Annotated in this window: 22 protein-coding genes; 9 read left to right on the top strand and 13 right to left on the bottom strand. The window is 38.4% G+C overall.

The window, feature by feature from the left end; all coding sequences use genetic code 11:
* Window position 1 precedes the first annotated feature (1 nt).
* The 9 genes from hemA to F3D3_RS07150 all read left to right on the top strand — a co-directional run bounded on the left by hemA (window position 2) and on the right by F3D3_RS07150 (window position 8,240).
* Window positions 2-1,240, top strand: coding sequence for a glutamyl-tRNA reductase (gene hemA, locus F3D3_RS07190; protein ID WP_069872514.1), 1,239 nt, complete (start codon window positions 2-4; stop codon window positions 1,238-1,240).
* Entirely contained in the window at window positions 1,233-1,826 is a 594-nt protein-coding gene (locus F3D3_RS07185) for a bifunctional precorrin-2 dehydrogenase/sirohydrochlorin ferrochelatase (RefSeq protein WP_069872512.1), read from the top strand. Before hemA ends, F3D3_RS07185 begins: the two co-directional genes overlap by 8 nt.
* On the top strand, window positions 1,813-2,709 hold the full coding sequence (gene hemC / locus F3D3_RS07180) for a hydroxymethylbilane synthase (RefSeq protein WP_069872510.1): 897 nt from the start codon (window positions 1,813-1,815) through the stop codon (window positions 2,707-2,709). Before F3D3_RS07185 ends, hemC begins: the two co-directional genes overlap by 14 nt.
* Window positions 2,710-4,218 carry a uroporphyrinogen-III C-methyltransferase gene (gene cobA, locus F3D3_RS07175; protein WP_069872508.1) on the top strand — a complete coding sequence of 503 codons (1,509 nt, stop codon included), beginning with the start codon at window positions 2,710-2,712 and terminating at the stop codon, window positions 4,216-4,218.
* Window positions 4,219-4,270: 52 nt separating this feature from the next.
* Window positions 4,271-5,251, top strand: a complete 981-nt coding sequence (gene hemB / locus F3D3_RS07170; RefSeq protein WP_069872506.1) for a porphobilinogen synthase — start codon at window positions 4,271-4,273, stop codon at window positions 5,249-5,251.
* An 11-nt stretch (window positions 5,252-5,262) separates the two neighbouring features.
* A complete protein-coding gene (hemL, locus tag F3D3_RS07165) occupies window positions 5,263-6,564 on the top strand; it encodes a glutamate-1-semialdehyde 2,1-aminomutase (RefSeq protein WP_069872505.1) in 1,302 nt (433 codons plus the stop codon).
* A gap of 280 nt (window positions 6,565-6,844) precedes the next feature.
* Window positions 6,845-7,231: a hypothetical protein gene (locus F3D3_RS07160; protein ID WP_069872503.1), complete on the top strand. Its 387-nt coding sequence runs from the start codon at window positions 6,845-6,847 to the stop codon at window positions 7,229-7,231.
* Between the two features lie 162 nt (window positions 7,232-7,393).
* Window positions 7,394-7,840: a hypothetical protein gene (locus F3D3_RS07155; RefSeq protein WP_069872501.1), complete on the top strand. Its 447-nt coding sequence runs from the start codon at window positions 7,394-7,396 to the stop codon at window positions 7,838-7,840.
* A 157-nt stretch (window positions 7,841-7,997) separates the two neighbouring features.
* On the top strand, window positions 7,998-8,240 hold the full coding sequence (locus tag F3D3_RS07150; protein ID WP_069872499.1) for an AbrB/MazE/SpoVT family DNA-binding domain-containing protein: 243 nt from the start codon (window positions 7,998-8,000) through the stop codon (window positions 8,238-8,240).
* Between the two features lie 173 nt (window positions 8,241-8,413).
* Here the strand turns inward: F3D3_RS07150 and F3D3_RS07145 are convergent, their stop codons facing one another.
* The 13 genes from F3D3_RS07145 to rsmI all read right to left on the bottom strand — a co-directional run bounded on the left by F3D3_RS07145 (window position 8,414) and on the right by rsmI (window position 22,196).
* Window positions 8,414-8,965 carry a DUF1097 family protein gene (locus tag F3D3_RS07145; RefSeq protein ID WP_069872497.1) on the bottom strand — a complete coding sequence of 184 codons (552 nt, stop codon included), beginning with the start codon at window positions 8,963-8,965 and terminating at the stop codon, window positions 8,414-8,416.
* 86 nt (window positions 8,966-9,051) lie between these two features.
* The gene (locus tag F3D3_RS07140; RefSeq protein ID WP_069872495.1) at window positions 9,052-10,359 is read right to left on the bottom strand and encodes a nitrate/nitrite transporter; all 1,308 of its coding nucleotides are present in this window, start codon (window positions 10,357-10,359) and stop codon (window positions 9,052-9,054) included.
* Between the two features lie 147 nt (window positions 10,360-10,506).
* Window positions 10,507-11,343, bottom strand: coding sequence for a 3-keto-5-aminohexanoate cleavage protein (locus tag F3D3_RS07135; protein WP_069872493.1), 837 nt, complete (start codon window positions 11,341-11,343; stop codon window positions 10,507-10,509).
* Window positions 11,344-11,432: 89 nt separating this feature from the next.
* Window positions 11,433-12,371, bottom strand: coding sequence for a cyclase family protein (locus tag F3D3_RS07130; protein WP_069872491.1), 939 nt, complete (start codon window positions 12,369-12,371; stop codon window positions 11,433-11,435).
* 74 nt (window positions 12,372-12,445) lie between these two features.
* Entirely contained in the window at window positions 12,446-13,375 is a 930-nt protein-coding gene (locus tag F3D3_RS07125; RefSeq protein WP_069872489.1) for a 3-hydroxyacyl-CoA dehydrogenase family protein, read from the bottom strand.
* Window positions 13,376-13,386: 11 nt separating this feature from the next.
* Entirely contained in the window at window positions 13,387-14,166 is a 780-nt protein-coding gene (locus F3D3_RS07120; RefSeq protein WP_069872487.1) for an SDR family NAD(P)-dependent oxidoreductase, read from the bottom strand.
* 8 nt (window positions 14,167-14,174) lie between these two features.
* On the bottom strand, window positions 14,175-14,516 hold the full coding sequence (locus F3D3_RS07115; protein WP_069872485.1) for a cupin domain-containing protein: 342 nt from the start codon (window positions 14,514-14,516) through the stop codon (window positions 14,175-14,177).
* Window positions 14,517-14,982: 466 nt separating this feature from the next.
* Window positions 14,983-16,668: an FAD-binding protein gene (locus F3D3_RS07110; protein WP_069872484.1), complete on the bottom strand. Its 1,686-nt coding sequence runs from the start codon at window positions 16,666-16,668 to the stop codon at window positions 14,983-14,985.
* 33 nt (window positions 16,669-16,701) lie between these two features.
* Entirely contained in the window at window positions 16,702-16,944 is a 243-nt protein-coding gene (locus F3D3_RS07105; protein ID WP_207645353.1) for a 4Fe-4S dicluster domain-containing protein, read from the bottom strand.
* Between the two features lie 17 nt (window positions 16,945-16,961).
* Window positions 16,962-17,783 (bottom strand): DAPG hydrolase family protein, encoded by an 822-nt coding sequence (locus F3D3_RS07100; protein ID WP_242877102.1) that lies wholly within the window; start codon window positions 17,781-17,783, stop codon window positions 16,962-16,964.
* A gap of 441 nt (window positions 17,784-18,224) precedes the next feature.
* Complete coding sequence (locus tag F3D3_RS07095) at window positions 18,225-19,700, bottom strand: sigma-54-dependent Fis family transcriptional regulator (protein WP_175438321.1); 1,476 nt, start codon at window positions 19,698-19,700, stop codon at window positions 18,225-18,227.
* Window positions 19,701-19,738: 38 nt separating this feature from the next.
* Window positions 19,739-21,277 carry a sigma-54-dependent Fis family transcriptional regulator gene (locus tag F3D3_RS07090; protein ID WP_084388876.1) on the bottom strand — a complete coding sequence of 513 codons (1,539 nt, stop codon included), beginning with the start codon at window positions 21,275-21,277 and terminating at the stop codon, window positions 19,739-19,741.
* A gap of 76 nt (window positions 21,278-21,353) precedes the next feature.
* Entirely contained in the window at window positions 21,354-22,196 is an 843-nt protein-coding gene (gene rsmI, locus F3D3_RS07085) for a 16S rRNA (cytidine(1402)-2'-O)-methyltransferase (protein WP_069872480.1), read from the bottom strand.
* Between the last annotated feature and the right edge of the window lie 7 nt (window positions 22,197-22,203).

Here is a 22,203-nt window from a genome sequence, read left to right as displayed (position 1 = left end):
TATGCAAATCGGGATCATTGGCTTAAATCATCACTCTGCTTCTATAGCAGAAAGAGAAAAAATAGCGCTGACAGATGCTCAAAAGATTGAGTTAATGCGAACTATTATAGAGCTTGGTACAGTTGAAACGGTTGTCCTTGGCACTTGTGGTCGATTTGAGATCTACTATGTCACACAAATGGATCAATTTGAGCCAATGGAGCAAAAAATTCTCAAACATCTTAGAAACAATTTTAAAATGACGGCAAATTTCTATCAAAAATCAGGCTTTCATGTGATCGAACACCTTTTTAAAGTCTCCTCGGGCCTTGACTCTGCCGTTTTAGGCGAAGATCAAATCCTTGGACAAACCAAGAATGCATTGACGCTTTCTTCTGACTGCCTCTGCAGTGGTAAAATACTCAACAAGCTCTTTAGAGAAGCGGTGTCTTTCTCAAAACGCATCAAAACAGAACTGAAAATATCCGAAACACCCCTATCCCTCAGCTATATTGGGATCAAAAAAGCCAAGTCGGCTATGACCTTTACCGAAGACACTATTATCACCATGGTCGGGTTGGGCAAAATGGGTGGCCTTGCGATAAAATACCTCTTCGAGAGTCCTTTTAAAACCATTTACATTGCTGTTAGAAATCCTGAAAAACTGCCACAAGAAATATTAGATCACGATAAAATTATGATCGTACCCTTTGATGATCGCTATGATGCCATCAATAAAAGTCATCTCATTATTTCTTCAACAGCTGCACCGCATCCCGTGATTCGCAAGTCGTTTTTAAATTTCAAAACCGTGAATCCTGTGATCGTGGACCTTGCCTTGCCTAGAGACTGTGAACAAAGCGTTTATGAAATGCCTGAAATCACCGCATGGGATGTGGATGCGTTAAAAGAAGTCTCTGATGAAAACTACCACAAGAGACAAACGCTTGTTAAGCAAGTCGATAATCTCATTTTTGACAAATCAAATGAATGTTTAAAGTGGATTGAAGCCACAAAAGTGGACGATCTTTTAAAGTCTTGGAACAATTCCATCGATGAAATTAAGGAGCAGACCATTGAAATTTTATCCCGTAAAATGGATCTAAGCGATGGAGATTTAAAATTATTCCTAGACAAGCACTTGGAATCCGCGCTCAAGAAGATGATTAAAAAACCGCTTGAATCTCTTAAAACCATGGACAATTCCGTAAAACGTGAACATAGCGTGCAACTGTTAAAGGAGCTCTATGGCTATGACTAATAAACCGGTTCTATTAAATTGTGACTTTTTGAATGTATTGATCATTGGTGGCGGCAAAGTTGGCTTTAGAAAAGCCTCTGGCTTTGTGGATAAGTGTGCGACACTTACGGTTTTATCCCCAGAGCTGTGTATAGAATTCACCGAACTCGTGGATAAAAATAACTGGCGTTACATCCCCATGACTTATGATGCCTTTTGCAAGCAAAATAGGGCACTTTTAATGTCCATGCATTTAATCTATGCGTGTACAAACCAACCCAGCGTCAATGCTAAAATCAGCGAAGAGGGTAAACGCTTTGGCAAACTCGTCAATCGAACCGATCAGCATGAATTCAGTCATTTCTCTGATATGCTCTATCAAGATCAAGATACTCATTTGATTGCGGTTTCTGGTAAAGGTTCGCCTTGGGGGAGCAAAATACTCATGGATTATTTAGTTCAAAATCTGCCCGCAACACTGATTCAAAGACTTTCTCTTTTAAGAAAAGGGCGAGCACAATTACAAGCACAAGGTTTGAAATTCGATGAAATCAAAAAAATGTCAATCGATCAATTAGAAAGGATCCTAAAAGATGAAAACCATTAAAGTAGGCACACGCGGTAGTCGCCTTGCCAGAGCACAGACAGATTGGGTTATCGCCTCATTAAAAGCACTTGATGCGTCTTTGACGTTTGAAACCGTTATCATCAGTACCAAGGGAGATGAAATTCAAAATATTTCGCTTGATAAAATTGGAGATAAAGGCCTTTTTGTGAAGGAAATTGAACAGCAACTTCTCGATGGACACATTGATATCGCCGTTCACAGTATGAAAGATATGCCCAGTGATCAGAGCACGCCACTTGCCTTTTCTAAAGTGCCTAAGCGGGAAGATCCGCGTGATGTCCTCGCTCTAAAAGAAGGTTATCATGCCCTAGAGGATCTCCCTATAGGCGCACGTATTGGCACAGGTAGCAAGCGTAGACTATTTCAGCTTCTAAAAGTGCGCCCAGATATCGTCCCTGTGGCCATCCGTGGCAACGTCGAAACGCGTCTTTCTAAAATCGAAAAAGAAAATCTAGACGGGGTTATTCTCGCCGCTGCAGGTTTACATCGCCTAGACTTAACACACCGAATTACACAATACCTCGATCCTAAGTGGATGATTCCCGCACCTGCACAAGGTGCACTTGCACTCCAGTATCCTCAAAAGCGTGAGGATCTAAAGGCACTTTTAAATCAATTATCGGATGTAGATTCAGACCTTTGTGTCCGTGCAGAACGTGCCTTCCTAAAAGGCGTTGATGGCAGCTGTCACATTCCTATTGGTGCTCATGCTGTCCTTTCAAAGGATAAAAAAACACTTGAAATGGCCTGTGTCTGGGGCTCAGAAGATGGTAGCAAACTAAAGCAAATAACCTTATCCTGCTCAAGTGATCACCCTGAATTATTGGGTCAAAAATGTGCTGATGCTATGAAGGAGGTTTAAATGAATTCAAAATATGCCATCGGAACCGTTTACCTCGTAGGCGCAGGCCCAGGTGATATTGGCTTGTTAACCAACAAGGGATTGGCACTCTTAAAATCTTGTGACTGCCTTGTTTATGATCGACTCATACAAGATGAGATGTTGGCACTTGCGCCAGCTTCTTGTGAAAAAGTATATGTGGGCAAAGCTGCATCTGATCATGCCATGCCCCAAGAACAAATCAACCTACTCCTCTGTGAAAAAGCAAAACACTTTAAAACAGTAGTCCGGTTAAAAGGGGGCGACCCTTATGTATTTGGTCGAGGTGGCGAAGAAGGTGAAGTCTTAAGGGCGCACAATGTGCCTTTTGAAGTTGTTCCAGGGATTTCTTCATCCATCGGTGGCCTCGCCTATGCGGGTATCCCCATCACACATCGCCATCACGCTTCCTCTTTTCACGTTTTTACGGGCCACTTCAAAGACGATTCTAAAGACCACGACTGGTCAGTGGTGGCCAAAATTGAGGGCACATTGGTCTTTTTAATGAGCATCGGCAGCATTCCCTACATCACTTCACAGCTGATTCAGTTTGGTAAAAAAGCATCTACACCTATTGCCGTTGTTTCAAATGCCGCATCCAGCAGCCAACAAGTTTTTGAATCCACCCTTGAAAAAGCACTTGATGAATTGCCCATTGGTAAAATTAAATCGCCTGCTCTACTGGTGGTCGGAGAAGTCATCCATATGAGAGAAACGCTCAACTGGTTTGAAAGTAAACCCCTCTTTGGTAAAAAAATAGCGGTGACACGTGCCACTGCACAGAGCAGTCATTTTTCAGCAATGTTGAGAGCACAGGGGGCCTCAGTGATAGAACTGCCTATGATTTCAATTGAAAGTTTGCCCACTCTGTTACAACAAGATCACTTGATGCAAAGCACACAAATATGGTTCACCAGTGAAAATGGCGTTCATGAATTCATGAAATCCCTTTGGGCGTTGCACCTCGATTCGAGGGCCCTTTTTAAGCATAAAATATTGGCAATTGGACCGACAACGTCTAAATGTTTAGAGCAATATGGCATAAGACCTGATTTTGTACCTGTGCGCTATACGCAAGAAGGCATCATTGAACTTATGGAGACTCAGTTAAGTGCATCCGATCACGTCCTCATCCCCGGTGCTCAGGTGATGAGATCGCTTTTAACCGATTGGCTTGCAAAGATCTGTTCATATGAAAAGCTCACCGTCTATCAGACCATTAGACCTGAGTATAGCGCAGATGAACTTTCATCGATTCTCAAAAAGATTGAAACACTCGATTATGTGACTTTTGCAAGTGGTTCCGCCGTGCAACACTTCCATGAGTTTCTTAAACAATATGAAGTTTCACTAAGTGCAGACGTGAAATTTGCATCCATTGGCCCTGTAACTTCTAGTACCTTAGAAGAACTAGGCTATCCAGTTCATTTATCTGCAAATCCACATACGTTAGATACACTGCTCAAAGTTTTAATGGCTGATGCAAAATAGCCATTTCAAAATAGCCATTTCAAAATAGCAATTTAATAAGGAGATTTTTCAGATGAAACGCTTTAGAAGACTTAGAATGCAAGATAACTTAAGACCTCTCATCAGAGAGTACACCCTTTCCATTCATGATTTGATCTATCCATTATTCATCATAGAGGGTGAAGGCATAAAGCATGAAATCCCTTCTATGCCAAATGTCTATCACTTCTCTATCGATAAACTTAAAGATGAATTAGATGAACTTGATGCCCTTGGTCTCAAAACACTGCTCATTTTCGGTGTGCCGGATTCAAAAGATTCTCATGGCCAATCTGCCTATGATGAAAATGGTATCGTTCAGAAGGCTTTAAGGGCGATTAAATCGCATAATGACTCTTTTTATGTGATTACAGATGTCTGCATGTGTTCTTATACAGATCATGGGCATTGTGGCATCCTAGATGCCGATGGCAACGTTATGAATGATATCACTACAGATTATCTCTCTAAAATTGCGCTCAGTCATGTGAAAGCAGGCGCAGACATGGTGGCGCCGTCTGACATGATGGATGGTCGTATCAAAGCCATGAGAACGAGCCTCGATGAAAATGGCTTTGAATATATACCGATTATGTCCTATTCACTCAAATACAGTTCTAATTACTATGGGCCTTTTAGAGCCGCAGCGGATTCAAGTCCCAAATTTGGAAATCGCAAGCGCTATCAAATGGATTACCACAACAAGAGAGAAATTCTCGATGTCATCCACGAGGATATCAAAGATGGCGCTGACCTCATCATGGTAAAACCCGCTATGATGTATTTAGATTTGATTCAAAAAGTCAAAGAAAACTGTTCAAAACCAGTCGTTGCTTATAATGTCAGCGGTGAATATTCCCTGATCAAGCAAGGCATTGCCTCTGGACTTGTGGATGAAGCCATTATTTACGAAACGATGATCGGCTTTAAACGTGCTGGTGCCGATATAATCATCACTTACTTTGCTAAAGAAATTGTTCAAAAATGGCTATCCAATGCCAACGATTCTATATAGAGGAGGCTCACATGTCCAATCCAAACACTAACTCCAAAGCACTTTTTGAACGTGCTAAAGCGGTTATTCCCGGTGGTGTTAACAGCCCAGTCAGAGCTTTTAAATCCGTCGGTTGTGACCCCATTTTCATCGAAAAAGGCCTAGGTTCTAAGATATACGATGTAGATGGCAACCGCTATTTAGATATGATCTGTTCTTGGGGACCCTTGATACTGGGTCACAGTCATCCCGCTCTACTCGAAAATATTGAAGCTGTATTCTCAAGAGGGACCAGCTTTGGCGTGCCCACACCTCAAGAAGTGACTATGGCAGAGCTCATCGCGGAAGCTTATCAATCCGTGGACATGATCCGTATGGTCAATTCAGGTACCGAGGCGACTATGAGTGCGATTCGCGTGGCTAGAGGCTACACCAATCGCAATAAAATTCTCAAATTTGAAGGCTGTTATCATGGGCACTCTGATGCACTTTTGGTGAAATCAGGCAGCGGCACGCTCACTTATGGCGTCCCAACAAGCCCTGGTGTGCCAGAAGCTACTGTGAGAGATACATTAACTGGACGCTACAACGATATCGAAATGACGCGTAAGATCTTTGAAGACAACAAAGATGAAATTGCATGTGTTATCGTTGAACCCGTTGCGGGAAATATGGGCGTCATTCCCAGCACCAAGGCTTTTTTAGAAGCTTTAAGAACCCTTTGTGATGAATTCGGTGCAATTTTAATCTTTGATGAAGTTATCACAGGTTTTAGGCTCGATTTTGGGGGTGCTGAAGCGGTTTATGAAGTTCATCCTGATCTAGTCTGCTTTGGGAAAATTATCGGTGGTGGACTTCCTGTGGGTGCATATGGTGGCAAAAGAGAAATCATGTCCATCATCTCTCCACTTGGACCTGTCTATCAAGCGGGTACACTCTCTGGCAATCCACTCGCCATGCATATGGGCATTCAAACCCTTAAGTATCTCAAGGTACATCCAGAAGTCTACGTGCACATGGAAAACAAAGCAATCCAAATTGAAACCGAATTAAGTGCCTTCATTGAAAGCCATAAACTACCACTCACCTTTGTGCGTTTTCGCGGCATGACATGTCTCTTTTTTAAAGCTGGGCCTTTTAACAGCTACGATGACGTTAAAGGCTGTGACACTGAAAAGTATGGTGAGTTCTTTAGAAAAATGTTATCAGAAGGGATTTTATTACCCCCTGCTCAGTTTGAAGGTTGGTTTCTTTCAGAAGCACATTCCATGCAAGATATTGAATATTTAATTTCAAAAACCAAAGAAGTCCTATTAACGATGTATGCTTTCTAATTTTTATCCAAAGATTGAATAACCCATGAATTTCAGGGAATTTGCTTTATTCTTCAAGCAAGTTCTTTTTTTTATATTTTATTATTTGCAATCTACATCCAAATCAGTTTCATTTAATAAGAAATTTTAATTTTTTAAAAAAACATTGCATCCACTTCAAATATATGATATTAATATATATGTTTGAAAAGTTATACAATTTCAATCTACATTAATATAACAAGTCGCTGTGCTTAAAAAGCGTCTGAAACTTGTTTAAAATTAAGGAGAGAGGTGTCTTATGACTAACAGTTTTAACCCCATTTTAGATAATTTTGCTAAAGGTAAAATTGATGCCATTAACTTTGATATGGATTTTGATAAAATTTCAATAGATATAATTCGACATGACTATGATGATAATGCTCAGATTGTTTTTGAGGACGTAAAGGCTTTTTATTTTATTGATCACGATCTTAAAACTGAACTTGAACTTTCAGATAAAAATCTCAATATCATTTCATATGATACCCTTGGGTTTGGCGAATTCACTGCAGTGGATACAAGATCTGCAGATGATATGTTCGTATCTGTTCCAAATTTTGCTGTGAACATCAACAATTCATCGCTTTATATTGATGCACATCGCATTAAAATCAATGACAAGGAATATGCAGTAAAATTATAATCTATTTTACTAAAAGACTCTACAGCTGTTGAAAAAACCTAAGAGTAGTTCATTCGCTTTTATACTATGGAAGTTATTGACCTGCTCTTACTTTATTTCCTGTTTTTTTTATAAAATTAAGGTATAATATTTATAGAATCAACCCGTATAGGAGGTAAATTCATGAATAGTGAAATTGTCATTTCTTTAAAGGATATACTCTTGTTTGTACTTTGGGGACTATTAGTTGTGATCTTTACATACTTAATCCTAATTTTAACCAAAGCCTTTAAGATCATTAAAAATGTCAATCATGTGGTTGAAGATAATCGTCCTAAAATTGATGCAACGCTTGAAGTTATTCCAGATTTAACAAGAAATATTGAAGTGATCTCAGGAGAATTTGCACATGATGTGAGTGCTTTCAGAGGAACTGTTGACAATGTCGCAGAATCGACTGAATCCATCACAGAAACTCTAAAAGAAAATCAATCTTTCATGGATGGCATTGCATCCTTTATGCATACTGTTGCTATTGGAAAGGCTCTTTATGATAAATTTTTCGGCGATAAGCTGGATGATATAAAAGATGTCATAAAAGAAACCGAAAAAGAGCTTGATAATTTGTAAATTTAATCTCAATATTTTTTATAAATTCCAATATTTTGATTCAAATATTAAATTTATAAAAAAGTCTCTCGCTATTTACTACATTTGTTGACTTATGGAAAATAATAAGTTATTATTAAACTATGGAAATGTTTAAAATTGTCTTAGGAGGTTTACAATGAAATCAACAGGTATTGTGAGAAAAGTCGACGAACTAGGTAGAGTGGTTATTCCAATCGAATTGAGACGTACACTCAGCATCGGCGAAAAAGATGCACTAGAAATTTTCACTGAAGGTGAAACAATCATCTTAAAAAAATATGAGCCAGCTTGTATTTTTTGTGGTCAAGCAAAAGGTGTTAGGAACATCAAAGGGAAAAACATCTGTCCAGCTTGCATAGATGAAATCAAAGTAATCTAATTTCTTTAAGTTTATCGTAGTTTATTCGCTGTAAGATAAAGCCAATGCGCATGTATTGGCTTTTACATATGTATATTCAAAAATGTATTTAAAAGACACGAGACCTAACCCTATCTCGTGTCTTTTAAATATTAGTCTATTTCAGTTTTTTCTGTTTTAATAGAACGACCTCATTATTTGTCTTTAAAAGCCTCGATCGTCGTTTCCATACCAAAAATAATACTACAAATTTTGAAACCTCCACCCGCTAAAATAACCGTCATAAATATGCCATACAAATAAAACCCAATTAAATGTAATGGCGTTATAAGAGGCGCATTAGCAGGTACTATTAAAAAGGTAAAAAATGTAGTTGCCAGTCCCATAAAAAGCGCAGGTACATTGCCAAAAATAGTTTTAGAGAGCAAGTTTTCATGTAGGGTTAATACGAGAAAAACCACGACAGCCGCGCCAATGATGTTGCCCCAAATGGGGCCAACCAAAGGTATTAAAATACCCATGAGCATACCATTGATCATCGCCCAACCAATGCCAACTATATAGCACACGATCATTGAAGGTATACGCTTAAAATCCGCACCAAAAGCAAAAAAGAGCATCAAAGGTAAAAATAACATCCACAAATAAGCGCCAAACCCTAATATCGCTGGTATTTGCATTAATAATGCAAGTGCAACAGCGCCAAATAATGCTTGAACTAATAAAACTTTATTCTTAATATCCATAATGAAATCCTCCAAGTTTTTATGATCTTATAAAACACTGAGTCTTTATACTGATATTGCTTTTAAAATGTTTATGTTCTTTGCAATTACTCCGCAAAACTAGGTTCTTGCAAATTTTCAGAAATTTTAAAATCCTTATTAAACTTGTGCTCATCAATCAATGAAATCAACAGTACATTAACCACCAATATCCCAATAAATACGATATAGACACCTCTTAAACTCCCCGTTAAAGCAATTGAAATCCCACTGAGTAAGAAATTCATAGAAGTAATAATCCCTTGTACTGGGAAGATAACACTATTGACTTTCTCAAATTCGTGCCTTCCAAATACAGCCGTTGGCAATGATGTTGTAAAATTTGCTGATCCACCGATTGCCATTCCAATCATAAAAACTGAAATATAAATGGTGGTTGTCGTCTCTAATACATTGAAGAATAAAGCAATCATATACCAAATTCCAAATACGAGCATTGTAGGTTTAGTTCCAAATTTCGTATCCAAGACGCCAAATATCCACGAGCCCACGACACCGATCGCCGCCAAGAATGTCATCAGTGATATGGCCTGCACTTGAGTAAACCCAAGCTGCATGTTTCTAACCACAAGTTGAGTCATGACACCCACCGTGACCAACTGATAAATTCCAGTCGTTATTGAAGTCAACCAAAATTCCCTCTCCATCAACAGTTTTTTTGTAGACCATAATTTACTTTTTTCTTGTTCATCACTTTTAAAATACTCGGTATCATAGATTTCTTTTGTGACATTATCAGGATACATATTTTTTTCTTCTGGTGTGTTGCGAATCATAATCAACCCAATAACACCCAGTAGCATCACTAAAATACCTGGAACCATAACGCCCATTTGAAGTCCCAGTGTATTCACTAAAAACGCAATCATTGGCACATAAAAAGCAGATGCTAAATTATGCCCCATTGTTGTATACCCCATGACAATCCCCTTTTTCTTAGGAAACCATTTGGCTACAAGAGTCCCGCCTGCTATATACCCCCCTGACATCACTGAACCCGTTATCACACAAAGGGATATGGCATACTGGATCAAAGAGGTCGAAGCACCAAGAATCATGTAAAATATACCTGCGGTAATCAAACAGATGGTTGATGTCTTTCTCGAACCTATGCGAATATTAATTTGACCAAATAAAATGAAAAATAAAAAACCGACAATCCCTGCAATCGTCCCCATACTCAATACAACAGAATAGTCTAATCCAGTTTTAGCCGCAAAGGCTGGCGCTGTAATATTGGAGCCATCATTGACCATGCCCACATAAAACCAAAACATGGCTGCACAGTATAATATAATCCCCCAACCTTCTTTTCCAAAGCCGACCAAACTCTTTTCTTTATTGCCTTTACTCATACATACCTCCCAAAGCTAGTTTAAAATTAATGGCGATCAGACAATATACCCCACAAGTATTTTTAACATACTCTACAGCTCTTTAAAAAAGTCTATAGCTATAACTATATGACTATAGACTTTTCATTATTTTACTCAGAACCTTCTTTATTTTTGAATATTAAGAATCTCACGCGCTTCTGCTGGCGTCGCAATTTCTTTCCCCATTTCATTGACAATTCTCTTTGTTCTTTCTACGAATTCAACGTTTGACTTTGCCAATACGCCTTTCGAATAGAAAATATTATCTTCCATACCCACTCTCACATGTCCACCAAGCGCTAATGCCGTGTACATGATTGGCAAATGGCCTTTCCCGATTCCAAGTGCACCCCATGTGCAATTTTCTGGCAATAAGCTTTTTAAGAACACAAGGTTTTCAACCGTTGCATCCATACCGCCTGCTGCACCCAAAACAAATTGGAAGTGAAGTGGTGCCTTTAATATGCCTTTTTTAAGGTAGTAAACTGCATTTGAAATCATACCTGCATCAAAGATCTCAATTTCAGGTTTTACATTGCATTCTTGCATGACATTGCCTAATTTTTCGAGAAATCTTGGGCTATTTTCAAATACAGAAGTATGTTGCCAGTTCATTGAACCACAATCATAAGAAGCGATATCAGGTTTTAATTCAATTAGATGTCTGTATCTAGCTTCATCTTCAAGCCCCAGTTGACCCGATGTCGTTAAATTGATAACGATATCGCAGTCAGTTGCACGAATTAAGTTAACAGTCTCTACAAATTTATCAAAATTCATAGAAGACTTATCTTCATCATCACGCACGTGAATGTGAGCAATACTAGCGCCTGCTTTCCAGCATGCATAAATTTCGTCAGCAATTTCTTTAGGCTGAAGCGGTACAAAGGGTGTTTCATTTTTAGTTGGCCATGCACCCGTAGGTGCAACCGTTAGAATAACTTTATTATCAAGATTTGCCATATAATTTACCTTTCTTTCTTTATATTCTTGGGTAACTGCAGTTGTAGTCCGTTACCACTATTCAACGCCCTAAAATGGGAGCCTAAATTTTAAAGGCCACCATAATTATAAACACGTTCTGGTGCCTCATTAAGATCATCTTCATCGATTTCAGCAGCACATCTTACCATAGAACCATCACCCATATACCACCTGATTGGAAATGCCATAAATTTAAATCTCTTACCAACCACTTTGTCTAAATCGCCACCTAAATTTTCGATCCCCACGATACCATTCCCGAGCATATATTTATGACAAGGCTCCCAAGTCCCTTCTAATCCATGTTCTTCTAAGAAACCGAATTTCTCATCGTATTTTTCTTTACCAAACACTTCAATATAAGTCGCTCTGTTGAACTCTGCATAAGCTTCAAGACCAAATTTTTCAATATATTCATCTGTAATCGGATAACCTAAATAACCGTTTAAGTTCATGCCCAGTGGACCACCATTCTTACCCATTGTCGTATGAAGCGGATGATCTAGTGCTTGAGAGTCCATCGCCACACATTTCGGCTTGTATTTCGCAAACCATTTACCTGCATCGATACCAGTACCACACGAGTAGTGATAATACTCTTTGGAGTCATCAAATTTAAGGTGCATACCCGTTCTCAAGCAAACCACCATACCTTCTAGTGCTTCAGGTTTGATATTAGCTCTTTTACAAGCATCTTCTAAATGTTTGTCTGTGATAAGCCCCCATCTCTCTACCTGAATATCTAGACAGATCGCATCACCACAGTATGCATCTACAGGCATTTCATGCGTATATCGCGCTCTTTTGCCATTGAACTCATACTCCATAACGTGTCTTGGTGCATCCGCATGTGTGCCACAGTGCATAACGGCTTCAATTTTTTGAGTTAAAACGCCACTCTTGCCTAAGTTATGCATGGTATCGATCTTTGGCTTAGTAAAATACGGCCATAGAGGTATGTCTGCACTGAACGGATGCGTTAAATCAACAAATACTTTTTTTCCCATTTTGATAGCTCCTTTTTAGTTTTATTTTTAAAAAAAAATGGTTTTTAAACAGATGAATCGCTTTAATTGCGCCTTTATTTTAAATCTTTTGTGACATCAATCAGATATTCTCTAAGTCTCTTGTTAGAAGCTGCGATTTGCTCTGGCGTCCACTCTTGATAGCCTTTGCCTGTCTTAAAACCTAAATCACCTTGATCAACCAATGATTTTAAAAGCTTAGAAGGCTCATGAGCATCTTCTAAATATTTTACGATGTAGTTTTGAATGTTATAAGATAAATCAAGCCCAATCATATCTGCATTTTCTAAGATCCCGAGTATTGGCCATCTCAGTCCTGGACCATATCTAAGTGCCTCATCAACCGTTGGTGCATCTGCAATGCCATTTTCTACAATCGATAGCGCTTCTCTCCAAATTGCATGTTGAAGTCGATTGGCAATAAACCCTGGCACATCTTTCATACATTTAACTGGCTTTTTGCCAATTTTCTTTAAATAATCATAAGTTTCATCCATGACTTCCATGGATGTCTCATCGCCCTTAACCACTTCAACAAGCGGAATTAAAAAAGGTGGATTCCAGAAATGCGTCCCAATGACTCTGCTTTTATCTTTTGTCTTCTTTGCAATCTCAGTGATGCTCATAACAGAAGTATTGGTGGCAAAAATCGCATCTGCTTTACAAAGCGGCTCGATGTCTCTAAATAAATTTTGTTTAATCTCCATGTCTTCTACAACACATTCGACAATTAAGTCAGCCTCTTTAAGAGATGCCTCTAAATCATCCGTAAATGATATTCTGCTCAAGATCGCATCTGCTTCTGCTTTTGTAAGGGCTTCTTTTTCAACAAGAAGCTTTAAATTGTCCTGTACAGGCTTTAGAGGTGCTTCTTTTATACTTCTTGATCTCAGGATGACTGTAGTATTAGGATCCATTGCAAACACTTGCGCTAATCCATTTCCCATCAATCCTGATCCCAGTATCGTCACATTTTTAATCGCCATATATCCCCCTGTTAGTTTGCCCAATATCCGCCATCAACTGCAATATTTGCACCTGTGATGAAATTGCTTGCATCTGATGCTAAAAAAATTGCTGTTCCAATAAAGTCCTCCGGTTCTCCAAGTCTACCCGCTGGAATTCTTGTTAAGAATTTGGTCTTAGCAGTGTCATCTTTAAACATCCACTCCGTTAATTCCGATCTAAAGACCGTTGGATTAAATGTGTTGACATTAATACCATACTCGCCCCATTCACAAGCAAGTGATTGAGCCATTAAGTCAATACCACCTTTAGCAGTACAATAACCAGTGTAATTTTTCATCCCCATCTTACTTCTTGCAGATGATACTAAAATAACCTTTCCGCCTTTGCCTTGTTTAACCATTTGCTCGCCAGCATATTTACAGCATAACCATGTGCCTTTGACATTTGCGTCCATAATCATTTGCCAATCTTCAAGCGTATGATCAATAATTGATTTTGGTGCATTAAAACCAGCAGCTGTCACAAGCACATTAACTTCTCCAAATTCCTCAACCGTTTTAGCCACTAAGCCCTTAACACTTTCTTCATCTGCTGGATCACCGACAAAATAGCGACACTTAATCCCTTGTGCAATCATATCTTCATAAACCGGCTTTAAAGTCGCCTCTTTTCTACCATTGAGCATTACATTTGCACCCGCATGACCAAAACCATAGCTTAGCGCTTTGCCTAAAGCCCCTGTAGCGCCTGTTATAATAACGGTTTTGCCTGTTATATCAAACATCCCATTTACAAAATCTTTAATCATCTTTCCTCCTACTCATAACTAATGGTCACTAAACAAGTCGCGACTTCATTGGTTCTATTTATCATGGATCGGCCTTCGTTAGGTCCAATAAAAATGGAATCTCCCTTCTTGAGCACAAATTCTTCATCCTTTGATTTGACAATAATTTCACCCTCTAGCACAAAATATATTTTTTCAGTAGGGGATTCATCATATGCCCATTCAGCACCGCCACCTGGTAAAAAATGAGACATGCCCATCCAAAACTTTGTGGCACCTGTTTCTTCTGTCCCGTGGAGCTTCATTGCCTTCATATCAAAGTGCAATGGTGCATTATAAGGTTTTACATCTTTTAACATTCTTTTAATCATGTACATTCTCCCTTCGTTTATAAATGAACTGAAAAATGAAGTAGCGCTATTAAAACTTCATTGGTAGCGATTGGTACATCCATTATTGATATGGGATTGTCTTCCTTGAATGCAGTTTCCCTCTAAAAATTACTCAAATACAAGTAATCTCTATCCCTGATTCAAAATTAATAGCGCACTAATCATAATCGCAATATGCATGCCAAATTGAATTACAATAAAAATTTAGCTAATTTTCAACGTTTTTAAATGCATCTATTCTTTTTTTTCAAAATCTCTATAAAATTTTTATAAAAACATTTCATTATCAATTCAATTTTGAATTAATAATGAATAAATTTTAAAAAAAAAGAAGCATAGGACAACATTTTGTAGCAATTCATAAACGAATTAACCAATTCACTTATGAATTGCTTGCGTTTTATTTTGCATACAAAGCGATGCCTTTTGTGATAAAAACGTTCTTTTAACAGTAGGGTTTAATTGGATATTTTTCCACTGGAACAGCCTCCGTACCCATTACCATCTCGCCCATTTGATTTTTAATCGTAATCCACTTCAACCCGTTTTTATGATCTCGACCTGGATAATCTTCACGTCTAAACCAACCTCTTGTCTCCTTACGCATCAAAGCTGCTTTAAAGAACATTTCCGCAGATAAAACCATCGCTTCTGCTTCATGACATGATAATAACGCATGATAATCATCTGCTTTTAACTGGTCTACTTTTGCTTTGATTGCTTCTATTTTTCTTAAGCATATACCTAGCCTTTGATCTGTCATGTAAATGCTATTTTCAACAGGTGCAATAATGCGCTGTACCTCTTGAATCAGCTCTTTAGCAGTGATGCCTGAACTTCTTTCAAGCGGTGCAAAAGTGCGTTCCCTCTGTGCTTTCACCTGATTTTCATCCAATTCTTGATAAACGCACGTTGGAAGCGCTTCAACCGTTTTCTCAGCAGCCACAATACCTGCAAAGACTGCATTTAAGATTCCAGAGCCCCTGTTTCTTCCCGGAGGCGCTGGGACCGCACCGGCTATACACGAACCGGCATAGCTCATATCACCAATTGCATACAAATGGTTTACGGTTGTTTCCATGTTGCGACCCACTTTTACAGGTGATTGCTCTCCCAAAAATCCAGGTGCAACTTCATTGTTCACATCAACTTCATGACACTTTCTGTAAATCGTTTGCCAGAATTTAAGACCATAGGGTCTTTCCCAAATATTGCTCGTCGTGAATAAAACTTCATCATCTTTAGTCATTGGGCAGGTTTCAGGCTTCATTGAAATTGGTCCTTTGCCTGCAGACATTTGGTTGTACCATTCTGCAAGCGCATCTGAATTGATATCTGCTTCTGGAAACAATCTGAAATTTTTAGTGATATTTTCATCCTGTACATTGTACAAACAGTTTTCATTAAAGACGAGTTCATGATGACTTGCCACCTTGAAGAGTTGAGCGAAGTTTCCAAACTCAGCATTTCGCATTTCAACACCTGCCCTATAAGCTGCTGCAATACCATCACCTCTACCATTTGCCCACATGTTAACGATCCTATAGTTTTGGCTACCCGTTGCCAGTATCACGGATTTGGCTTGAATGGTATAAAATGTGCCCTCTAAAATACTGTATGCGGTTGCACCAATAGCCTGATTGTTTTTAACCAAAAGATCCGAAAGGGTCACTTTATCTATGATTTTAACGCCTTTTTTTTCAGCAGTTCTTCTCACTTGAATCGTGATATCTAAATCCACACCGACCATACCCGTCATTGGGCCCGTTGGTACTATTTTTAAACTACCCTCTTCATTTCTTGGTATTTTAACGCCCCATTCTTCGAGTTTATGGATCATTGTATTGTTAAGGCTCACATACTTGAGCATTTGCTCTTGATCTCCTAAGAAACAGCCCACTGAATTGGCATGATAGGCAACAAATTCTATCGGTTTTATGCGATTGAGATCGAAATATTGCAGGACACCACCACCGCGGTTTGCTTTTCCACTATAACCACATGTCTGTTTTTCTATGATCAAAACTTCACACTCTGGATTTTTTTCCTTCGCTATAACAGCTGCTGTTAGGCCAGCAATTCCGCCACCAGCAATCAGTATATCCGTCTTAAGATTAATGTTATTACTCATCTAAATGCTCCCTTCTTTCTTTGTGAAAACTGATTATTTATATTGCTCAAAACTTTGATGGAAAAGTTCCCCTTTAAAATCTGGTATAATTTCTATACAATGCTTTGGACATACAATCTCGCAATAATTGCAATGTACGCAATCCTCGAGATATTTGAATTCTGGTTTCTTCTCATTTTCATTCCATCTGATGACATCAATAAAACACGACTTGTAGCATAGTTTACAGCCAATACAAGTATCCGCGTTGAATTTCACTTGATTATTCATATTCATGGTATAAAGCTCCTTTTCTAGAAATTGTCTTTTTCTTCACTATAGATTTTGGGTAACAATGCCGCTAAATTTGTAAACTCTTTGATATTATGAAGACAGAGCGCTTTGGGTCCAAAAATCGGAACGCTCACACAATCTGGAATTGCTTTAATATCTTTACCATCTTGCACTGTCCAACCCATCCAAAATCTTGACCTGAGTTCAATGCCACCTTCTACTGGTCTGACAAAGTGTGTCATAATCGTTGGCACTGACGCAAATGGCGGTAGACCTTCTCCATAACCTCTTGCGCAAACAATTGTGCCGCAAGCTTCGGTGCCAATTTTGCTCACGTCAAATCCCAAATCACCTGGATATTTAAAATTGATGAATAAACCTTCTGGACCCATGCCTATATCTTCAACGACATGATGTGTTGTATTCCAATAACGTTCTTTATAAGAAAGGCTTGAATCCATTGCTTGTGCTCTTTGCATCGTTTCTGCTTTATAGTGATCTTCTGGATCCCAAATTGTATATCTTAAATGATCTAAGCCATGCCATGCAAACCACCAGTCAAACATATCCGTCGTCACACCTGGCATAAATGTCAGATTAGCCACAAATCCTGTGCCATCTTCAAAAACAGTGTAGCCAATTTCATCTTCAAGATATCCTGGCTCAAACAATTTATTTCGATCTTTAAACGGTGTTGCTTTTCTAGGATCTAACGGGCCTCTCAAAACACTTTCATATTTTTCTTTTGGTGCTGGTACCATTTCTTGATCATAATACTTGAAATAACTTTTTGTTTTGTCCAGTTCTGTAACAGGAACTCTCTTTGACATCGAATTATCCATACTTACGCCTCCAGTTAATTGTTAAATTATTGACTATCTATAATTAACGCAATCTTTATGCCAATAAAAATACACCCCCTATATTCAATAGAACGTGCTCCCTAAGGCTTCAATTTCAATGATGTCCTATATCTTAGCGTACAGTTCGAAAAAAATGAGGCCATAAGAACGATTCAAATTTGAATCATTCTTATGGCCTCATTTGATTTATTGCGTCTACTTCATCTGATAAAATTCATAATTTCATACACTTTAAAACCTTTGAGTACCTACTCTTTATGAAGTTTTGTTTCCAAATCATTGCCCTTTTTTTTGCCGGACCCGTTCTCGTCTAACCGATTAGAGCAGGCTGAACATTCCTGCCTCTAAGCTGGACGAAAACTAATGATATATAATCAAAACAACGATTCGATATTGAATCACTCAAGATGCAATCTTGCATCACCAGTCCGTTATTCCCAGTGCTTTTGCTTTTCTTGAAATTGTGGATTGAGTCACCCCTAATGCTTCTGCTGCTTTATAAGTACTCTTATAGGTCTGTAATGCACTTTCAATCATCTTTTTTTGAAATTGCGCTGTTGCAACATTTAAATCCGTAGCCGTATTCATAGGCATCTCAATAGATTTCTGTTCCCCACCAAGTAGAGCTAAGACTTGCTGAGATTCAACGATGCCATCCCCATTCACAATCACCATTCGCTCTAATATATTCTTAAGTTCTCTTACATTCCCAGGCCAAAAATAAGTTTCTAATACCGCCATAGCTTCTTGACTAAGCACTGGCGATCGATTGTATTTTTTACCAAACTGTTCTAACATATATTGTGTTAACACCGCAATATCCATTTTGCGTTCTCTTAAAGGGGGAACGATGATCGGCATTATATTTAAGCGATAATACAAATCTTCCCTAAAAAGGCCTTCTTTAATCCCCTGAATTAAATCTTTACTTGTTGAGGCAATGATTCTCACATCAAGTGCAATACGTCTTACACCACCAACTCTAATAATCACTTGATCTTGAAGCACTCTCAATAATTTCGCCTGCATTGAAAAAGACATATCTCCTATTTCATCAAGTAATAACGTCCCCTGGTTCGCCATTTCAAAATACCCTATTTTAATCTTTTTGGATGCACCACTAAAAGCTCCTGGCTCATACCCAAATAACTCTGTCTCTAATAAATTCTCGGGAATTGCTGAACAATTTATTTTGATGTAAGGTTTATCTTTGCGCTGACTTAACCTATAAATCTCATGTGCCACAATCTCTTTACCAACACCTGTTTCACCCTGAATTAAAACACTCACATCCGTATTTGAAATGTTCGCAATGACCTTTTTTATGGCCTTTATAGCCTCGGAGTTACCCATAAAACCCTTTTGATCAATTTGAGCCTCTCTATGGTATATAATCTCACTCAAATACTGATTTGTCTTATCTTCAATTCTTGTGAGTTCATCCTTAAGAGTGCTATTCTGAGTCATATCTTGCAATAAAACGATGACATTCTGGATAGTCCCCTGTTCATCTAAAATAGGATGTCCTAAAAAAAGCACTACTTTTTTTAACCCTTCATTGACGAGAAAAGACGCATAGGACACTTCTGTTTTTTTTTTCATTACCATTGCCCAAAGCGACTCCGGTTTATCGCCAACAGATGCCTTATTTTGCTCCAAATGCGACTTGACATCAATATCTAATCGCTTATAAGTGCCTTTAGCATACTGTTCATCAAGGTAATCTTGAATGTTTTTGCCAACGACTTCGTTCTTTTTAATGCCTGTAATCTCTGTAAATGCTCTGTTTACAAATAAAACAAGACCATTCTTATCCGTGAGATATATGCCCTCAGACATGACACTTGTAAGTTCATTAAACCAGTATGCTTCTTGTTTTAAATTTATTTCACTCACGATAACAACTCCTTCTACGAACTTGTTACAACTCTCCATCAGAGTCCTTCGGTAAGATTATAATACTTGGCTTTTCTAAAAAGCGTTGGCTGACTTGTTCCCAACGCTTTTGCAGCTTTATAGGTACTTCCATAAGTTTTTAAAGCGTTTTCAATCATCTTTTTTTCCACTTTTTCAACGGCTTCCTTTAGGGGCATTGAATCCAATAAGCCCTCTTCTAAATGTGACTTTTTGCCCAATACACTAATGATGCCTTCATAAGTAATTCTGTTTGCAGTATCTGATACAATCAATCTTTCAATCACATTGGCAAGCTCTCTGACATTGCCTGGCCAGCTATATTGCTCAAATGCAGCAATTCCTGTTTGATCGATCACTTTTTTCTGCTTATACTTCTCATTTAAGGCCTCCAAAAGATGCATTGCAAGAAGTGGGATATCTTCTTTTCTCTCACGAAGTGGTGCAATATGAATGGGAACAACATTCAATCGGTAATAAAGATCCCCTCTAAAGCGCTTCTCTGCAATCAGTTCCATTAAATTCTGATTTGTAGAGGCAATCACTCTTGCGTCTAGCTTTATACTTGTCGTCCCACCTATGCGTCTCAACTCTTTTTCCTGTAAAACACGCAGTAACTTGGATTGAAGATTTAAGGGCATTTCACCAATCTCATCCAAGAGAATTGTGCCACCATTTGCAAGTTCAAACATTCCGGGTTTATTTTTATTGAGTGCACCGGTAAAAGCACCTTTTTCATAACCAAAAAGCTCCGATTCTAAAAGTGAATCCGGAATTGCAGCACAGTTTACCTTAATATAAGGGGCGCCATTCTTACCGTTATTTTGATGAATTTCTCTCGCTATAACTTCTTTTCCAGAACCAGTTTCTCCTGTTATCAAAACCGTTGCCTCTGTCTTTGCAACATGACGAATCAGCTCTCTAATTTTCTGAATTGAATTACTTTCACCGATCAAACTGGATTTATAATTTTGTTCTTTCCGCAAATAATCCAATTCAGTTCGATAGATTTCACTCTCGCGTTCTACGGCTTCAAGTCTTTCTTTTACCTCAATGATCTCCGTTAAATCTCTAATGACCGTTAAAACACTGGTCACATTCCCATTTTCATCAAAATAGGGATATCCTGTGATAAGCGCTTTTTTATTGTTAGAACCGATCGTCGTAAACGTTGATATTTTCTTTTTCTGCTCTATTGCCATAAGGGCAGCTATTTTTTCCGTCTGTATCCTTTCTTTGAGAATCTCAATGCTCTTGCCAATAATAAAAGATTCTGGAACGCCTGTTATTTCAGAATAGCTCTTGTTAATGGCCATTACAATCCCTTTGCTATCCGCTAAACAAATTCCATCTGAAATGGCATCTCCAAGTGAAAACGCATCAATTTCACGGTCTTTATAGCGCAGTAAATCTTCAATTTTATTTTTAAATCCAACCATTTGTCTCTGATAAACTTCAATAATGTCAACAGCAAGTGCTTCAAGTACAATGCTTTCAGTCCCTGCAAGTGAGGGAATTGCTTCAATTAAAACATCTTCAATCAATAATTCTTTTTTCAATGTTTGCCCTCCTTTTTCATTATGAATCAAAATGCATACTCAGTCCGCTTCGCTACCTTCATAACCCACTAAGGGATCAAATAGAATCCTTAATCGAAATTGCATAGACCTCGGATTTTTTAATTTGCTTTTCTTTAGCAACCTTCTTAATCGCTTCTTTTTTATCTATGCCTTGTTCCATATAGTGATTTAGTAATGCTTCAACAGATAAAAGCGCTATCATGCTCTCACCCTTGGGTGCTTCTTCAATACTGCCCTCAATCAATAAAACAATTTCACCTTTCACTTCTTGTTCTTCTAGAAGATCCATCAGGGTTAGCAAAGGCCCTCTTTTATATTCCTCATATCTCTTCGTCAATTCTCTTGCAATAACTGCATTTCGATTGCCAAATACATCATAGATCGCTCTAAGAGTGGCTTTGATGCGATGTGGTGACTCATAAAAGATTAAAGTGCCTTTCTCATATTGGATGCCCTCAAGATACGTCTTTCGCGTCTTCTTGTCTCGGTCCAAAAAGCCTTCGAAGATAAACCTTGAAGTATCAAGCCCCGAACCTACAAGCGCAGTTGTAAATGCAGTGACACCTGGTATAATCTCAAATTCATATCCCTGTTCAATACACAATTTTATCACATCATGGCCTGGATCTGAAATGCCTGGCATACCAGCATCAGTCACAAGTGCCACCATATCTCCCGCATCCAATTTGCCTAAAATTTCAGGACCCTTTAACTGCTTGTTATGTTCGTGATAACTGTAAAGTGGCTTTTTGATTTCAAAATGATTGAGCAATCTCAAACTATGACGTGTATCTTCTGCAAAAACCACATCACACGTTTGCAAAATTCTTAGAGCTCTATAGGTAATATCCTCTAAATTGCCGATTGGAGTCCCACATATATATAGTTTACCTCTCATAATCCAT

The organism is Fusibacter sp. 3D3 (genome assembly GCF_001748365.1).
GTDB lineage: Bacteria > Bacillota > Clostridia > Peptostreptococcales > Acidaminobacteraceae > Fusibacter_A.
The sequence above is the reverse complement of the archived record's forward strand: the minus strand, read 5'-3'. Positions and strand labels throughout refer to the sequence as shown.

Excerpts from the sequence above, each read along its gene's own strand:
- F3D3_RS07120 (WP_069872487.1), bottom strand. The coding sequence starts at position 14,166 with ATGATTAAAGATTTTGTAAATGGGATGTTTGATATAACAGGCAAAACC.
- F3D3_RS07150 (WP_069872499.1), top strand. The coding sequence starts at position 7,998 with ATGAAATCAACAGGTATTGTGAGAAAAGTCGACGAACTAGGTAGAGTG.
- F3D3_RS07155 (WP_069872501.1), top strand. The coding sequence starts at position 7,394 with ATGAATAGTGAAATTGTCATTTCTTTAAAGGATATACTCTTGTTTGTA.
- hemC (WP_069872510.1), top strand. The coding sequence starts at position 1,813 with ATGAAAACCATTAAAGTAGGCACACGCGGTAGTCGCCTTGCCAGAGCA.
- F3D3_RS07140 (WP_069872495.1), bottom strand. The coding sequence starts at position 10,359 with ATGAGTAAAGGCAATAAAGAAAAGAGTTTGGTCGGCTTTGGAAAAGAA.
- F3D3_RS07105 (WP_207645353.1), bottom strand. The coding sequence starts at position 16,944 with ATGAATATGAATAATCAAGTGAAATTCAACGCGGATACTTGTATTGGC.
- F3D3_RS07145 (WP_069872497.1), bottom strand. The coding sequence starts at position 8,965 with ATGGATATTAAGAATAAAGTTTTATTAGTTCAAGCATTATTTGGCGCT.
- F3D3_RS07135 (WP_069872493.1), bottom strand. The coding sequence starts at position 11,343 with ATGGCAAATCTTGATAATAAAGTTATTCTAACGGTTGCACCTACGGGT.
- hemL (WP_069872505.1), top strand. The coding sequence starts at position 5,263 with ATGTCCAATCCAAACACTAACTCCAAAGCACTTTTTGAACGTGCTAAA.
- hemA (WP_069872514.1), top strand. The coding sequence starts at position 2 with ATGCAAATCGGGATCATTGGCTTAAATCATCACTCTGCTTCTATAGCA.
- F3D3_RS07110 (WP_069872484.1), bottom strand. The coding sequence starts at position 16,668 with ATGAGTAATAACATTAATCTTAAGACGGATATACTGATTGCTGGTGGC.
- F3D3_RS07130 (WP_069872491.1), bottom strand. The coding sequence starts at position 12,371 with ATGGGAAAAAAAGTATTTGTTGATTTAACGCATCCGTTCAGTGCAGAC.
- F3D3_RS07100 (WP_242877102.1), bottom strand. The coding sequence starts at position 17,783 with ATGGATAATTCGATGTCAAAGAGAGTTCCTGTTACAGAACTGGACAAA.
- cobA (WP_069872508.1), top strand. The coding sequence starts at position 2,710 with ATGAATTCAAAATATGCCATCGGAACCGTTTACCTCGTAGGCGCAGGC.
- F3D3_RS07125 (WP_069872489.1), bottom strand. The coding sequence starts at position 13,375 with ATGGCGATTAAAAATGTGACGATACTGGGATCAGGATTGATGGGAAAT.
- hemB (WP_069872506.1), top strand. The coding sequence starts at position 4,271 with ATGAAACGCTTTAGAAGACTTAGAATGCAAGATAACTTAAGACCTCTC.
- F3D3_RS07115 (WP_069872485.1), bottom strand. The coding sequence starts at position 14,516 with ATGATTAAAAGAATGTTAAAAGATGTAAAACCTTATAATGCACCATTG.
- F3D3_RS07185 (WP_069872512.1), top strand. The coding sequence starts at position 1,233 with ATGACTAATAAACCGGTTCTATTAAATTGTGACTTTTTGAATGTATTG.
- rsmI (WP_069872480.1), bottom strand. The coding sequence starts at position 22,196 with ATGAGAGGTAAACTATATATATGTGGGACTCCAATCGGCAATTTAGAG.
- F3D3_RS07160 (WP_069872503.1), top strand. The coding sequence starts at position 6,845 with ATGACTAACAGTTTTAACCCCATTTTAGATAATTTTGCTAAAGGTAAA.